Raw genomic sequence first — 13,594 nt, forward strand, 5'->3', positions numbered from 1 at the left:
CTCGAACGCGCCCTTGGCGGCTGGCCTTCGTGTCAGCGCAAGAGACGGTCGCAAAGCAGATTGGAATTGCGTCCGCAGGGCATTGATTCAGGTCAACCTCAACGAGCATTGTGATTATAGCCGTTGCTGTTCGCGAATAAGTCAGCAGGCGGACGACACCGGGCTCGTGCAGACTCATGCGCCCAACGGCGCCCTGCGGCGATGAACCTTCGGGCTTGCTCGCGCGACTTTATCCATATTGGGCGAGATCAAGGTCGCAAATGACGACTCTGGCCAGAGCTATTTCCAAAGTCTTTTCCGATTCATCAACCGGCATTTCAGACGCGCTGCTCAAGCAGGTCTTGCTGGCCGCTGCCGCAGTCTTGCTGGTGGCGGCGCTGGCGCTGACCTACGGGCTTGATCTCAGTCCCGGCTTGTTCTGACCGGGCGACGTCCGGCGAGCCTGCCGCGGAATGAGGGCAAGCAGCGCGGCCAGGGCAACAACCGAGGATCGCATGCGACGTGTCCTCCATTCTTGGTGAGGTAAGAACCAAGTTTTGTCTTGGCCAAGACCCTATGACGAAATCGTCTCGCCGCCACGGCGATTGCCTCAGGGGCCGACCAAGCGGCACTCTCGGCCCCCCGACTCATTTGCCCTGCAGACCGCGCTCTGCAGCAGCTTCATCTGCTTCTGCGAAAACTCCTTCGACCAGTCCCGTATGTTTGCCCGCATCGCTTCCAGCATCAGCCCGCGGAGAGGATCGTCTCGGAGCTTTCCGATGATGATCCCTCGACCGACGCCGGTGAGGGTGCACGCGCCGGGGTAGACAAGGATCTTCAGGGTCTCGGCATCCATTGATCCCTTGACCACCCGTTCGATCCGCGCATTCAGAACGACGATCGGACGACCGCTGGCATCGCTCGCTTGCGCCTGATCGTCGATTGTCGCTTCGATGGCAACCGGGGCGTCGATATCGGGCGGGACATGTTCGAAGATGATGGCCTGCATGGCACTTGGCGGACAGGGAATGATGCCGGCACCTGCGCCGGTGTAAGCAGCGCAGCACAAAAGCCAGCAGATCACCCATGTCCGCGGATCAGCAAGCGAAGTCTTGATCATCGCGGGATGATGTCACTGCTTTGCAAAGTCCACAATGCATCAAGGACGACGAGGCGGTGTCCGTCAATGACGCACAAGCGGACGACGGCCGCCTGTTTCCTCCGGCGCGGACCGAGAAGGCTCGGCGGGCGAGGGGGAGACGGCGAACGATCTGATCTCGATTGGTCGGATCAAGAAGTCATCAATCTCGCGAAGCAGCTCAACAATCCCCCGAAGGGGGAAATCGAATTCCGAACGGTGCAACCAACGAAGTCGTGCGCCTCGGGTCAAAAGCGGACGTTCAGCCCTCCGGCGGCTAAAATCTGCTGCTTCCAGAAAGCCGAACTTTTCTCTTTCCTTTTTTCCGAATCGGTGTTTATCTGTCGCCATCCCGTCTCACACGAGGGGCGCTTCGCGGTCGTCACGAACGTCGAGGCGGGATGCGGTGGGCGTGTTGTTGTCGCAGCGTGGCTTGTCCGCGCCGACGAACGGCAGCGATGCGCACGGTCAAGTCGCGTGGTCCTGACACCCCGATGCTGGTGTCCCGCGCAATGCGCGAAAGCGCATTGTCGCGATACGGTGGCCAGAAAGCCCGGCGCACCGGGGAGATCGCGAAGCAGCCGTCAAAACCATCGCGCGGGGAATGCCGGGTGTTCTCGGCTGAACCTGTGGTGACTGCCGCCTGCTTTTTTGTTGCAGGCGGGCCATGGGTGCGGCCAGCGCCCGGCATTCCCCGTGCCCTCTTCTCAGGAAGAGGGACGTCGATCAGCAAAGCTCGGACGCGAGAGCGCGCCGCGAGGCCGCGAAGCCATGTCTCAGCGCCGTCATCACAATCCAACCGCCGTCATTGCGCGCGAAGCGACGCAATCCAGAATCACGCGTGCAACTCTGGATTGCTTCGTCGCTACGCTCCTCGCAATGACGGAGAGCGTGACTGAACAAACTCGGCTGGATGGCCGGTTCAATCGAGCCGGGCTTGATCGGGTCACGACGACGCGGCGGCGGAGCCTGCGCTCGCAGTTGCGGTCGGGAAGCCCGGCGAGCTCGCGTTCACCCCGGAGGACAGTTCAATGATCATGAAACCGGACCAGGATGGGCCACCAGCCGCTTCGGCCGATGGTGGGCACGACAGGGATCGAACCTGTGACCCCTACCATGTCAAGGTAGTGCTCTCCCGCTGAGCTACGTGCCCTAGTCCAAGAAGTCCGTTCGGGTGGGCGTCCCTATATCGGCTCCCACGCAGGCAGGCAAGGACGCAAAATGCCGAAATTGGGAATAATCCGCGAATTGGCGGCGCAAGATCCCGGCGGCTCAGGCCGCCAGCATCTTGTTGACCTCGCTGACCAGCTCGCGCAGGTGCACGGGCTTGGACAGCACCTTGGCGTTCTTGGGCGCCTCCGAATCGGAGTTCAGGGCGACCGCGGCAAAGCCGGTGATGAACATGATCTTGATGTCCGGGTCGAGCTCGGAGGCGCGGCGCGCCAGCTCGATGCCGTCCATCTCCGGCATCACGATGTCGGTCAGCAGCATCTCGAACGGCTCCTCGCGAAGCCGCTGATAGGCCGACATGCCGTTGTCGTGGGGCGAGACCTGGAACCCGGCATTTTCCAATGCCTTGACCAGGAAGCGGCGCATGTCGTTGTCGTCTTCGGCGAGCAGGATCTTGTGCATGGTGGGAAGCAGTCTGGTCCGGGTGAGAGGCGGAGCGTTGCCGCCACTAAGCCTGACGGGCGGTAAATTTCGGGTGAAAGATTGCGCCTTTTGATCCGACATCGGCAAGGCAATTTGAGGGCCGAACCTGCGTCGTCCGCCCGACGGCGGCGCGCCAGCTCAGAGTTGTTCCAAACGGCGGATGAACTTTTTCATTGCTTTTCGCTTGGCAGAACGGCTCGGATTATCGAAGATGTCGCTTGGCGAATGCGCACTGCCTGCGTTGTCCAGCACGCTCTACGGCCGGAGGATACCGGCGCATCAATAAACGTGACTTCAACGCACGTGGCGTTCCACGCACGTGACCAAGGGGACGGCGCCCAGCGATGACGGACTTTGATGGCGAATCGCCGCCGTTCGAGATCATGGAGCCAGCCGAATGGCGTGCGCCCATCATCTTCAATTCGCCGCATTCCGGCTCGGTCTATCCGGACGAGTTCCTGCTGACCTCGCGAATCGATCTGCCGTCGCTGCGGCGCTCGGAAGATTCGTTCATGGACGAGTTGATCGCCGACCTGCTGACGCGCGGCTTCCCGGTCGTGCGCGTGCATTTCCCGCGCTGCTATGTCGACGTCAATCGCGAGCCCTACGAGCTCGACCCGCGGATGTTCACCGGGCGGCTGCCAAGCTTCGCCAACACCCGCTCGATGCGCGTCGCCGGCGGCCTCGGCACCATTCCGCGCGTGGTCGGCGACGGCCAGGAGATCTACCGCGACCGGCTCAGCGTCGACGAGGCGCTGCACCGCATCGAGACGCTCTACAAGCCCTATCACCGCGCGCTGCGCCGGCTGATCAATCGCGTGCACCAGCAGTTCGGCACAGTCGTGCTGGTCGACTGCCATTCGATGCCGTCGGTCGGCGTCTCGCGCGACGAGCCGAAGCGCCCGGACATGGTGATCGGCGATCGCTACGGCACGAGCTGCGCGTCGCTGCTGCCGGACCTGTTCGAGGACGTGCTCGGACGCCTCGGCTATTCGGTCGGCCGCAACAAGCCCTATGCCGGCGGCTTCATCACCGAGCATTACGGCAACCCGGCCTCGGGCCTGCATGCGATCCAGATCGAGCTCAACCGCGCGATCTACATGGACGAGCGCAAGCGCGAGCGCGGCCCGCGCTTCGCCCAGGTCGCCTCCGATCTCGCTGTGCTGGCCGAGGTGCTTGCCACGGTGCCGCTCGGCGACCTCGGCCCATTCCAGGCCGCAGCCGAATAGAGCCGCACGCCGTCCTCCAGATCGGACGGCAGCCGCACGACCGGCGGCACAAAAAAAAGGGCCGCTTGAATGACAAGCGGCCCAAGTCTAGGGAGGAAACGCCCAAGGAGGGCAGCGATAACGCGAAGCGCTACCGCACCGCAACAATATGCAGATGCGCTGCACAAAACGCAAGAGTTTTTCCGCCCTTCCCCATGCAAAAAACACAGGCCGGGTTTGCACCCAACGCGACCCGCATCGCGTTTTTATTCGAAACGTCAATGGGTTGATCGAAAAGTCAGATCAATCAAAACGGCGCGCGACGTTCACTTCGGGTTTCGCGTCGAAAGCGAGGGCGGAAAACCCGCGCCAGCGCGAGGGGCGCCGGTCACCGAATGATATCCAAGATGCCAATTCCTCGTTCCATATCCGGATGCGCGTCCCTCGGCTTTGAGATAGGCATGATCGGCTCATTGCCATCCGATTCCCTGATCGAAGGACGCGTTGTGACGGTCATCGACTTCTCTGCCTTCATCGGCCGCCTGGCGACGGCCGCGGGCGAAACCATCCTCCCGTTCTTCCGGACCTCGCTGCTGGTCGACAACAAGAGCAGCCGGCAGGATTTCGACCCGGTGACGGAGGCCGACCGCGCGGCGGAGGCGGTCATGCGCCGGCTGATCAAGGCAAACTTTCCCCAGCACGGCATCGTCGGCGAGGAGTTCGGGAATGAGCGCGAGGACGCCGACTATGTCTGGGTGCTCGATCCGATCGACGGCACCAAATCCTTCATCGCCGGCTTTCCGACCTGGGGCACGCTGATCGCGCTGCTGCACAAGGGCACGCCGGTGTTCGGCATGATGCACCAGCCCTTCATCGGCGAGCGATTCGCCGGCGACAACGGCTCGGCCAACTACAAGAACGCGGCCGGCGAGCGCCGGCTTTCGGTGCGGCGCTGCGAGCGGCTCGAGGATGCGGTGTGCTACACGACCAGCCCGCTGCTGATGAACGAGAGCGATCGCGCGATCTTCGCCAAGGTCGAGGCCGAGACGCGGCTGTCGCGCTATGGCGGCGATTGCTACTCCTATTGCATGCTGGCCGCCGGCCATCTCGATCTCGTCATCGAGACCGAGCTCAAGCCCTACGACATCGCGGCCCTGATCCCGATCATCAACGGCGCGGGCGGCGTGGTCACCAACTGGGACGGCGGGCCGGCGCAGAATGGCGGACGCATCGTCGCCGCCGGCGACAAGCGCGTTCACGAGGCGGCGTTGAAGCGGATCGCGGCGGGGTAATTCCGGTCCGTACAACTACGGGAAATGCACAACAGAATGCATTGTTAACAACGCGTTGACCTCGGCCGCCTAGGATTTAATCAAATTTGATTGGGTTCCTGGGAAGGCGATGTGCATGTCTCGTTTCAGCGTTCGGTTCACGCACAAGATCATGGCCATCGCGCTGATCGGGATCGGCGCACTGGCCGCTTTCGGTGCCATCTACCTGGCCGGGAACGTCTCGCAGGAATCCTCCCGCCGCCTCGCCGCCAACGCCCGTGGCGTCGCCGACCTGAACCAGAAGCTGCTGACGGAGCTGCTCGAGGCACGCCGTGCCGAGAAGGACTTCCTGCTGCGACGCGATCAGAAATACGCGGCCCGACATGCCGAGCTCAGCACAGCGATCAAGCGCGAGCTCGACGATCTCCGCAGCAGCGCCGGCGCGATCGGCGAGGCATCCATCGCGTCCAAGATCGACGCCGTCGCCACCGGATTTGCCGTCTACAGCTCGGAATTTGCCGAAGCCGAAAAGTCGGAAGTCCGCCTCGGCCTCAAGGAGACGCTCGGCCTGTCGGGCTCGTTGCGCACGGCGGTGCACGGCATCGAAGCCCGGCTGAAGGAGGTGGGCGATCCCAGGCTCACCAGCGGCATGCTGATGCTGCGGAGGCATGAGAAGGATTTCATGCTCCGCCGCGACGCGAAATACGTTTCCGAGCTGAAGGCCGCCGCTGCCGACTTCGCCAAGGCCATCGCCGGCGCGGACCTTGCGCCCGCAATGCAAGCGGACATCGGACAGAAGCTCGACAAATATCAGAGGGACTTTCTCGCCTGGGCCGAAGGATCCCAGGACGCAGCCCGGCACAGCGCCGCGATGTCCAAGGCATTCGCCGACATCGAGCCCGTCATCGCCGAGATCGGCAAGACCGTTGCTCAGCAATACGCCGCAGCCCAAGCCGCAGAAGCGGAGACCGGCAACGCCGTCAAGCGCGGCATGCTGCTGACGCTCGGCATCTCGCTGATCCTCGTCAGCGGCGTGTCGTTCCTGATCGGCCGCGGCATGTCCAACGCGATCCGCAACATGGTGCAGGCCATGACTCGATTGGCCGGCGGCGATGCGTCGATCCGGATTCCCGGTGTCGGCCGCCGCGACGAGATCGGCGAGATGGCCGGCGCGGTCGAGATCTTCAAGACCAACATGATCGAGGCCGACCGCCTGCGCGCCGAGCAGGCCGCGGCCGAGACCCGTCAGGCGGAGCAGCGCAAGACGGACATGGCGGCGCTCGCTCGCAGCTTCGAGACCGCCGTCGGCGAGATCATCGAGACCGTGTCGTCCGCCTCGACCGAGCTCGAAGCCTCCGCCACGACGTTGACGCGGAATGCGCAGCACGGCCAGTCGCTGGCGACCACCGTTGCCTCGGCGTCCGAGGAAGCCGCGGCCAGCGTGCAGTCCGTGGCGTCGGCGACCGAGCAACTGTCGGCGTCGGTCAACGAGATCAGCCGCCAGGTGCAGGAATCCGCGCGGATCGCCGGCGAGGCGGTCGGTCAGGCCCGCCGCACCAACGACCGCGTCAGCGAGTTGTCCAGGGCGGCCACGCGGATCGGCGACGTCGTCGAGCTGATCAACACCATCGCGGGACAGACCAACCTGCTGGCGCTGAACGCCACCATCGAGGCCGCACGCGCGGGCGAAGCCGGCCGCGGCTTTGCCGTCGTCGCCTCCGAGGTCAAGGCACTGGCCGAGCAGACCGCGAAAGCGACCGGAGAGATCGGCCAGCAGATCGCGAGCATTCAATCCGCGACCAAGGAGTCGGTGGACGTCATTCGCGAGATATCAGGAACGATCGAACGGCTGTCGCACATCTCGGCGGCCATTGCGGCCGCGATCGAGGAACAGGGCGCCGCCACCCAGGATATCTCCCGCAACGTGCAGCACACGGCGCAGGGGACGCAGCGCGTCTCCGACAACATCGTCGAGGTGCAGCATGGCGCGACCGAGACCGGCTCGGCCTCCGCGCAGGTGTTGTCAGCCGCGCAATCCTTGTCCGAGGAAAGCAGCCGCCTGAAGCTCGAGGTCGGCCGCTTCCTGGAGAATGTCCTGGCCGCATAGCTGGATCAGGCCGCCGCCCGGCGCAGATGCTCGACCAGCAGCTTGGCCGGGCGCGGCAGCGCCTTGAAGCTGCGGGCGCAGATCACCAGCCGGCGATCGGCCCAGGCATCGCGCAACGCGATCAGGCTGATGGGTAAGGTGCGCGCGCAGCGGCGAGCAGCCGCTTCCGGCACCACGGCGATGCCGATGCCGGCCGCCACCATCTGGCAGATCGCATCGAAATCGCGCAGCCGTGCCCGCACGTGCTGGCGGATGCCGAGCCGTGCTGCATGCCGGCCGATATGGACGTTGAGCGCAGTCCCCTGCGTCAGCCCGATGAAATCGTGCCCGGCCGTCTCGCTGAACTCGGCGTGCCTGCGTCCCGCGAACGAGCTCTGCCGCCCCGCCACCAGCATGAGCCGGTCCTCGCCGAAGCCGAAGCGCTCGATCGTCTCAGGCAGCGCGTGCTCGGCGGCGAATCCGAGATCGGCGCGGCCCGAGGCGATCGCGTCCGCGATCTCGGTGCTCTCGCGCTCCTCGACGTCGACATTGATATCCGGATTCGCACGCAGAAACGCGGCAAGCGCCCTGGGCAGATGCTCGGCGAGGCCAACCGTGTTGGCGAGCAGCTGCACGTTGGCGCGCCGACCGGCCGCGAAGCCTGACAGCTCGCCCTGCATGGTCTCGACATTGGCCATGATGATGCGGGCGTGCTCGAGCAGGCTCTCGCCCGCAGCAGTCAGGTCGACGCCACGGCGGCCGCGCTTGAACAGCTCCACGCCGAACGCATCCTCCAGGCCCTTGATGCGGGCACTTGCGGAGGCCAGCGCAAGGTGCGCGCGCTCGGCGCCGCCGGTGATGCTGCGGGCCTCGGCAACGGCAATGAACAGCCTGAGATCGACGAGATCGTAGCGCATGCTCCCCTGCCTCTGCCTTCGACGAAGGCTGGCTCCGTAACCTTCACATTGTGCTGACGACGGACATTGGTCAATGTCGGCACCATGATCGATCCGATCCTCATCTTCATTGCCCTCGCCCTGACGCTTGCGGGCTTCGTGAAAGGCGCGCTGGGCCTCGGTTTGCCGACCATCTCGGTCGGGCTGCTCGCGATCGCCATGCCGCCGGGGCGCGCGCTCGCCATCGTCATCGTGCCGGCCGTCGTCACGAACATCTGGCAGACCTTCGCCGGTCCTTATCTGCGCGACATCGCAAAGCGGCTGTGGCCGCTGATGGCGGGCACCGCAATCGGCATCTGTCTCAACGCCGGCGCCCTCAGCCATGCATCGACGCGCTACGGCAACATCGCGCTCGGCGCGCTGCTGATCATCTATGCCGTCCTGGGCCTCACTCGCTTTGCCTTCAAGGTGGCGCAGCGCCACGAGAAATGGGTCGGCGGCATCGTCGGGCTCATCACCGGGCTGATCTCCGCCGCGACCGGCGTGCAGGTCGTGCCATCGGTCCCCTACATGCAGGCGATCGGGCTCGAGAAGGACGAGCTGGTCCAGGCGCTCGGCGTGTTCTTCACGGTCGCCACGATCACGCTCGCCTTCAACCTGACGAGTTCCGGCCTGCTCAGCACGGCCACCGCCCTCCCCGGCGCGATCGCGATGGCCTGCGCCTTTCTCGGCATGTTCGCAGGCCAGGCAGCGCGATCGAGACTGCCGGCCGAAGCGTTCCGCCGGGTGTTCCTGATCGCGATGGTCCTGCTCGGCCTCTACCTGGCCGGCAGCGCGATCATCCCGTTGGTACTTTGATCAGCGCGCCTCGAACATCGCGATCCTCACACCGAGATAGACCAGCAGGCCGCCGATGGCGCGATTCAGCCAGAGCAGCGCGGCGGACGAGCCGCGGACGCGGCGCGCAGTGCGTGCCGCGATGACGGCGACGCCGAGACACCAGATCGTGCTGTTGACGATGAAGATCGTGCCGAGCAGCAGGAAGGCGAGCGCCTTGTTGGGCGCGTCGGCTGCGACGAATTGCGGCAGGAAGGCGAGAAAGAACATCGCCACCTTCGGATTGAGAATGTTGGTGAGCGCGCCCTGCCAGAACACCTGGCTCAGCGTGATCACGGGGGCTACCGGCTCAATGCCCGACTCTGCGGCATTCGGCCGACGCGCGAGCAATTGGGTGAGGCCGAGATAGACCAAGTAGGCGGCACCCGCCCATTTCACGACGGCAAACGCCGTAGCCGATGCGGTGAGCAGGGCCGACAATCCGATCGCGCTGCCGAAAACGTGAACCAGGCAGCCCGTGCTGATGCCGAAGGCGGCGGCCGCGCCACCCCGCCAGCCGATCTGCGCGCTGCGGCCAACGATGTAGGCCGTGTCCGGGCCCGGCGTCATGTTGAGCAGCAGCCCGGAGAGGAGAAACAGCGGCAGATCATGGATTCCGAGCATGATTGAACGTTTCCTAACGATATCGATCTAATTCTGGAGCCATCCAGGGTGTTGCCCTCCCGAACGGCGGGCTGCAAGCTGCTTGATCGAAGGTTGCGCGATTGGTTCTGCAAAAGGATTGGATTCGGCCGCCTCGGCCATGGTATGCGCGAGGCGGGAGCACGATGTGATGGAAAGACGCCTCGCTGCCATCCTTTGCGCCGACGTCGCCGGCTATTCGCGCATGATGGGGATCGACGAAGCCGGCACCCACGCGGCCTTCAAGGCTCATCGCGGCGCCATCCACCCGATCATCCTCAATCATGCCGGCCGCATCGTCAAACACACCGGCGATGGCTTCCTGCTGGAATTCGCCAACGCCGCCAGCGCGATCCAGTTCGGAGTCGAGATGCAGTGCCTGATGGCGGAGCGGAATGCCGAGTTGCCCGCCGACCGCAGCATGCGCTTTCGGCTTGGAATCCATAAGGGTGAGTTCACCATCGACGATGGCCAGGCCTTCGGAGACGGCATCAACGTCGCCGTCAATCTCGAATCCATCGCGACGCCGGGTGGCGTTGCCGTCTCGGCCAAGGCCTATGAGGAGGCGAGCCCGCAGCTCCCGGTCAGGCTGACCAGTGCCGGGAGCTTCCAGTTCAGGGATCTGCAGGAGCCGGTGCAGGCCTGGACCTGGGAACCCGGCAGCGAGACGACCATCAGGGCACGGACGAATGCCACGACCCTGCCGCCACAATATCGCACGGCGATCGTCGGCGTCTTGCCATTCGTGAACCTCGCGGACAGCCGCGACGAATACCTCGCCGACGGACTCGCCGACGACCTGATCCACGCGCTTTCGCTGCAATCGTTCTTTCGTGTCTTGAGCCGGACCTCGACGTTTCGCTTCAGGGACCGCGGCCTCAACCCCCGTCTGGTCGCCCGCGAGATCGACGCGACCTATCTGATCCAGGGAACGGTGCGGCGCTCGCTCCAGAAGATCCGCGTGACGGCCGAGCTGATTGCGCCCGAAACCGGCGCCCAATTGTGGGCCGGGCGCTACGACCGCGACCTCGGCGATCTCTTCGCGATGCAGGACGAGATCACGACCAGCCTCTGCGCGGCGCTGATGCCGGAGATCTATCGCGTCGAGGCCTCGGTCCCGGTTCGCTCGTCCGCTGCAGACCCGACGGCCTGGGACCGGTTTCTGCGCGGACTGTCGCACTACTATCGACCGACCAAGGCCGACTATGAGGTCTCGATCACGCTGTTCCGCGAGGCCATCGGCCTGGATCCGACGCTCGGCATTGCCCACGCCTATCTGGCGACCATTCTGATGCAAGGCATCAACTTCGGCTGGATCAAAGGGTCGCGAGAGCTCTGGGACGAAGCAAAGAGTCTCGCACTCGACAGCGTCCGGCTCGATGCGCGCTCCTCCTTCGCCTACGCGATCCTCGCCTTCGTCCAGGCCATGCAGGGCGCTCATGAGGACGGCATGAAAGCGGCGCGCAAGGCGACCGAGCTCAACGCGTATGACATGGGCGCGCGCGGCGTGCTCGGTCTCTGCCACATGGTAACAGGCGATCACCAGCAGGCCATCGATCAGTTCTCGGTCGCAGCCCAGCGCGGCAACAGTGACCCGCGCTATCAATGGCCGGCGTTGAACGCCTACAGCCATTATCTGATCGGCCGCTACGAGGCGGCGTTGTCGTGGGCACGCGAGGAGCTATTCCTCTACCCTAACCATCTGCAGGCGTTGACGATCCGGGCAGCGACCCTGGCTCAGCTCGGCGATCGCGACCAGGCCCGGGACGCCATCGGCGCGCTGTGCGAGCAATATCCCTGGCTGACGCTCGACCGCCACATGAAGAACATCCGTTGGAGGAAGCGGGACGACATCGAGCACTACCGGGACGGGCTGATCAAGGCCGGATTGACCTGACCGATCGGGGCGCCGGTCATCCGCCTGCCACATGGCCTGCACATTGCTTCCGCAAATTCATTGGATTCGAGCTACGTTGCCGTGGTATCGCCCTCTGTCAGAGCGAGGAACGGATGGAGAGACGGCTGGCCGCCATTATCTGTGCCGATGTGGTCGGTTACTCGCGGATGATGGGCGCCGACGAGGCGGGGACCCATGCCGCCTTCAAGGCGCATCGCGGCGCCATCCACCCGATCATTCTCAATCACGGCGGCCGGATCGTGAAGTACACGGGGGACGGCTTTCTCCTGGAGTTTCCGAGCGTCGTCGGCGCGATCGCGGCCGGGGTCGAGGTGCAGAAGCTGATGGCCGAGCGCAACGCGCACCTGCCGGCCGACCGGGTGATGCAGTTCCGCCTCGGCGTCAACATGGGCGACGTCATCTTCGACGAGGACGAGGTGTTCGGCGACGGCGTCAACACCGCCGTGCGACTTGAAGCCGCAGCTCCCCCGGGTGGGATCGCGCTGTCGAACAAGGCCTACCAGGAAGCCAGCAAGCATCTGACGGTCACATTCGTCGATCGCGGACCGTTCCGCTTCAAGAACATCGAAGACACGATCAACGTCTGGACCTGGGATCCTTCCGCCCCCGAGACCAACCGCGAGGCCAGGCCGGGCGCGTCCCTTCCGGCACAGTACCGAACGGCGATCGTCGGCGTGCTGCCCTTTGCCAATCTCAGCAGCGAAACCGACGAATATTTCTCGGACGGATTGGCGGAAGACCTGATCCACGCGCTGTCGCTGCAATCCTTCTTCCGGGTGCTGAGCCGCAACTCGACCTTTGCCTTCAAGCATGCGGGAATGAGCGCCCGCCTCATCGCCCGCGAGATCGATGCGACCTACCTGATCCAGGGCTCGGTGCGGCGGTCCGGCAACAAGATCAGGGTCACGGCCGAGCTGGTCGCGCCGGAGAACGGCGAGCAGTTGTGGGCCGGTCGCTACGACCGCGACATCGGCGATCTGTTCGCCGTGCAGGACGACATCACCGCCAATCTGTGCACCGCGCTGATCCCCGAGATCTACCGTGCCGAGGCGGCGGTGCCGGTGCGGTCCGTCACCACCGACCTCACCGCGTGGGACCGCTTCCTGCGCGGGTTGTCGCATTACTACCAGCCGACCAAGGCCGACTACGAAAGCTCGATCGCGCTGTTCCGTGAGGCGATCAGGATCGACCCCGGTCTCGCGATTGCTCACACCTATCTCGGCACCATCCTGCTGCAGGGCATTCATTTCGGCTGGATCCGAAACTCGCGGGGGCTATGGGACGAGGCGATGGGGCTCGCCGAGGCCAGCGTGCGGCTCGATTCCCGGTCGTCCTTCTCCTATTCGCTGTTGGCCTACGTCCATGCGATGCAGGGGCGCGTGGAGGCGGGCATGGAGGCTGCGCGCAAGGCGCTGCAGCTCAATCCGTACGATATGGGCGCGCGCGGCGTGCTCGGCGTCTGCCATCTCGTCGGCGGCGAGCACCGTCAAGCGATCGAGCTGTTCTCGGTGGCGGCGCAGCGCGGCAACAGCGATCCGCGCTATCAATGGTCGGTGCTGAGCGCGTTCAGCCACTACATGCTCGGTCAATATGACGCCTCGCTGTCCTGGGCTCGGGAGTCGCACTATCAGAACCCCAACCATCTGCAATGCCTCGCCATTCGCGCCGCCGCCCTGGCGCAGCTCGGACGCTCGGTCGAGGCCGGCGAGGCGGTGGCCGCGCTGCTGAGCCAGCATCCGTGGATGACGATCGACCGGCTTCTGAGCAACATCCGCTGGCGCAATCCGGCCGACATCGCGCATTATCGCGACGGCCTGGTCAAAGCCGGGGTGCCGCTGACCAAGCTGACCCTGGTCGACACCAAGGCCAAACGCGCGAGCGAATGACGCAATCTCGACTTGAGGTTGACACCGCGCCGGGTTACTCC

General features: G+C 64.6%; 11 protein-coding genes and 1 tRNA gene. 7 read left to right on the top strand and 5 right to left on the bottom strand.

What is annotated here, in order from left to right; all coding sequences use genetic code 11:
* The first annotated feature begins 260 nt into the window (after positions 1-260).
* Positions 261-422 (top strand): hypothetical protein, encoded by a 162-nt coding sequence (locus QX108_RS31755; RefSeq protein ID WP_315721861.1) that lies wholly within the window; start codon positions 261-263, stop codon positions 420-422.
* Positions 423-589: 167 nt separating this feature from the next.
* Here the strand turns inward: QX108_RS31755 and QX108_RS31760 are convergent, their stop codons facing one another.
* The 3 genes from QX108_RS31760 to cpdR form a co-directional block, all read right to left on the bottom strand.
* Positions 590-1,099: a hypothetical protein gene (locus QX108_RS31760; protein WP_315784373.1), complete on the bottom strand. Its 510-nt coding sequence runs from the start codon at positions 1,097-1,099 to the stop codon at positions 590-592.
* A gap of 1,096 nt (positions 1,100-2,195) precedes the next feature.
* Positions 2,196-2,270, bottom strand: a tRNA-Val gene (locus QX108_RS31765).
* Between the two features lie 119 nt (positions 2,271-2,389).
* Positions 2,390-2,749 carry a cell cycle two-component system response regulator CpdR gene (gene cpdR / locus QX108_RS31770; protein WP_006610087.1) on the bottom strand — a complete coding sequence of 120 codons (360 nt, stop codon included), beginning with the start codon at positions 2,747-2,749 and terminating at the stop codon, positions 2,390-2,392.
* Between the two features lie 365 nt (positions 2,750-3,114).
* Between cpdR and QX108_RS31775 the strand changes: the two genes are divergently transcribed.
* The 3 genes from QX108_RS31775 to QX108_RS31785 all read left to right on the top strand — a co-directional run bounded on the left by QX108_RS31775 (position 3,115) and on the right by QX108_RS31785 (position 7,356).
* Complete coding sequence (locus QX108_RS31775; RefSeq protein ID WP_172181183.1) at positions 3,115-3,999, top strand: N-formylglutamate amidohydrolase; 885 nt, start codon at positions 3,115-3,117, stop codon at positions 3,997-3,999.
* A 485-nt stretch (positions 4,000-4,484) separates the two neighbouring features.
* Positions 4,485-5,270: a histidinol-phosphatase gene (gene hisN, locus QX108_RS31780; RefSeq protein WP_315726401.1), complete on the top strand. Its 786-nt coding sequence runs from the start codon at positions 4,485-4,487 to the stop codon at positions 5,268-5,270.
* A 115-nt stretch (positions 5,271-5,385) separates the two neighbouring features.
* On the top strand, positions 5,386-7,356 hold the full coding sequence (locus QX108_RS31785) for a methyl-accepting chemotaxis protein (protein WP_315784371.1): 1,971 nt from the start codon (positions 5,386-5,388) through the stop codon (positions 7,354-7,356).
* Between the two features lie 5 nt (positions 7,357-7,361).
* On the opposite strand, the gene QX108_RS31790 is transcribed toward QX108_RS31785, so the two are convergent.
* Complete coding sequence (locus QX108_RS31790) at positions 7,362-8,252, bottom strand: LysR substrate-binding domain-containing protein (RefSeq protein ID WP_315721875.1); 891 nt, start codon at positions 8,250-8,252, stop codon at positions 7,362-7,364.
* A gap of 84 nt (positions 8,253-8,336) precedes the next feature.
* Between QX108_RS31790 and QX108_RS31795 the strand changes: the two genes are divergently transcribed.
* Positions 8,337-9,089 (top strand): sulfite exporter TauE/SafE family protein, encoded by a 753-nt coding sequence (locus QX108_RS31795; protein WP_315721876.1) that lies wholly within the window; start codon positions 8,337-8,339, stop codon positions 9,087-9,089.
* Here QX108_RS31795 and QX108_RS31800 read toward each other — a convergent pair whose 3' ends face one another.
* Positions 9,090-9,731 carry a LysE family translocator gene (locus QX108_RS31800; RefSeq protein ID WP_315784368.1) on the bottom strand — a complete coding sequence of 214 codons (642 nt, stop codon included), beginning with the start codon at positions 9,729-9,731 and terminating at the stop codon, positions 9,090-9,092.
* Between the two features lie 169 nt (positions 9,732-9,900).
* Between QX108_RS31800 and QX108_RS31805 the strand changes: the two genes are divergently transcribed.
* Both QX108_RS31805 and QX108_RS31810 read left to right on the top strand, forming a co-directional pair.
* On the top strand, positions 9,901-11,646 hold the full coding sequence (locus QX108_RS31805; RefSeq protein WP_315784366.1) for an adenylate/guanylate cyclase domain-containing protein: 1,746 nt from the start codon (positions 9,901-9,903) through the stop codon (positions 11,644-11,646).
* 113 nt (positions 11,647-11,759) lie between these two features.
* Positions 11,760-13,553 (top strand): adenylate/guanylate cyclase domain-containing protein, encoded by a 1,794-nt coding sequence (locus tag QX108_RS31810; RefSeq protein ID WP_315784364.1) that lies wholly within the window; start codon positions 11,760-11,762, stop codon positions 13,551-13,553.
* Positions 13,554-13,594 lie beyond the last annotated feature (41 nt).

The sequence above is a fragment of the Bradyrhizobium sp. SZCCHNR1002 genome, from assembly GCF_032381435.1.
In the GTDB taxonomy this organism is placed as follows: Bacteria; Pseudomonadota; Alphaproteobacteria; order Rhizobiales; family Xanthobacteraceae; genus Bradyrhizobium; species Bradyrhizobium aeschynomenes.

What these genes read in the sequence shown, in the direction of transcription:
- QX108_RS31810 (WP_315784364.1), top strand. Translation starts at nt 11,760, where the DNA reads ATGGAGAGACGGCTGGCCGCCATTATCTGTGCCGATGTGGTCGGTTAC.
- QX108_RS31800 (WP_315784368.1), bottom strand. Translation starts at nt 9,731, where the DNA reads ATGCTCGGAATCCATGATCTGCCGCTGTTTCTCCTCTCCGGGCTGCTG.
- QX108_RS31775 (WP_172181183.1), top strand. Translation starts at nt 3,115, where the DNA reads ATGACGGACTTTGATGGCGAATCGCCGCCGTTCGAGATCATGGAGCCA.
- QX108_RS31755 (WP_315721861.1), top strand. Translation starts at nt 261, where the DNA reads ATGACGACTCTGGCCAGAGCTATTTCCAAAGTCTTTTCCGATTCATCA.
- QX108_RS31790 (WP_315721875.1), bottom strand. Translation starts at nt 8,252, where the DNA reads ATGCGCTACGATCTCGTCGATCTCAGGCTGTTCATTGCCGTTGCCGAG.
- QX108_RS31805 (WP_315784366.1), top strand. Translation starts at nt 9,901, where the DNA reads ATGGAAAGACGCCTCGCTGCCATCCTTTGCGCCGACGTCGCCGGCTAT.
- QX108_RS31760 (WP_315784373.1), bottom strand. Translation starts at nt 1,099, where the DNA reads ATGATCAAGACTTCGCTTGCTGATCCGCGGACATGGGTGATCTGCTGG.
- cpdR (WP_006610087.1), bottom strand. Translation starts at nt 2,749, where the DNA reads ATGCACAAGATCCTGCTCGCCGAAGACGACAACGACATGCGCCGCTTC.
- QX108_RS31795 (WP_315721876.1), top strand. Translation starts at nt 8,337, where the DNA reads ATGATCGATCCGATCCTCATCTTCATTGCCCTCGCCCTGACGCTTGCG.
- QX108_RS31785 (WP_315784371.1), top strand. Translation starts at nt 5,386, where the DNA reads ATGTCTCGTTTCAGCGTTCGGTTCACGCACAAGATCATGGCCATCGCG.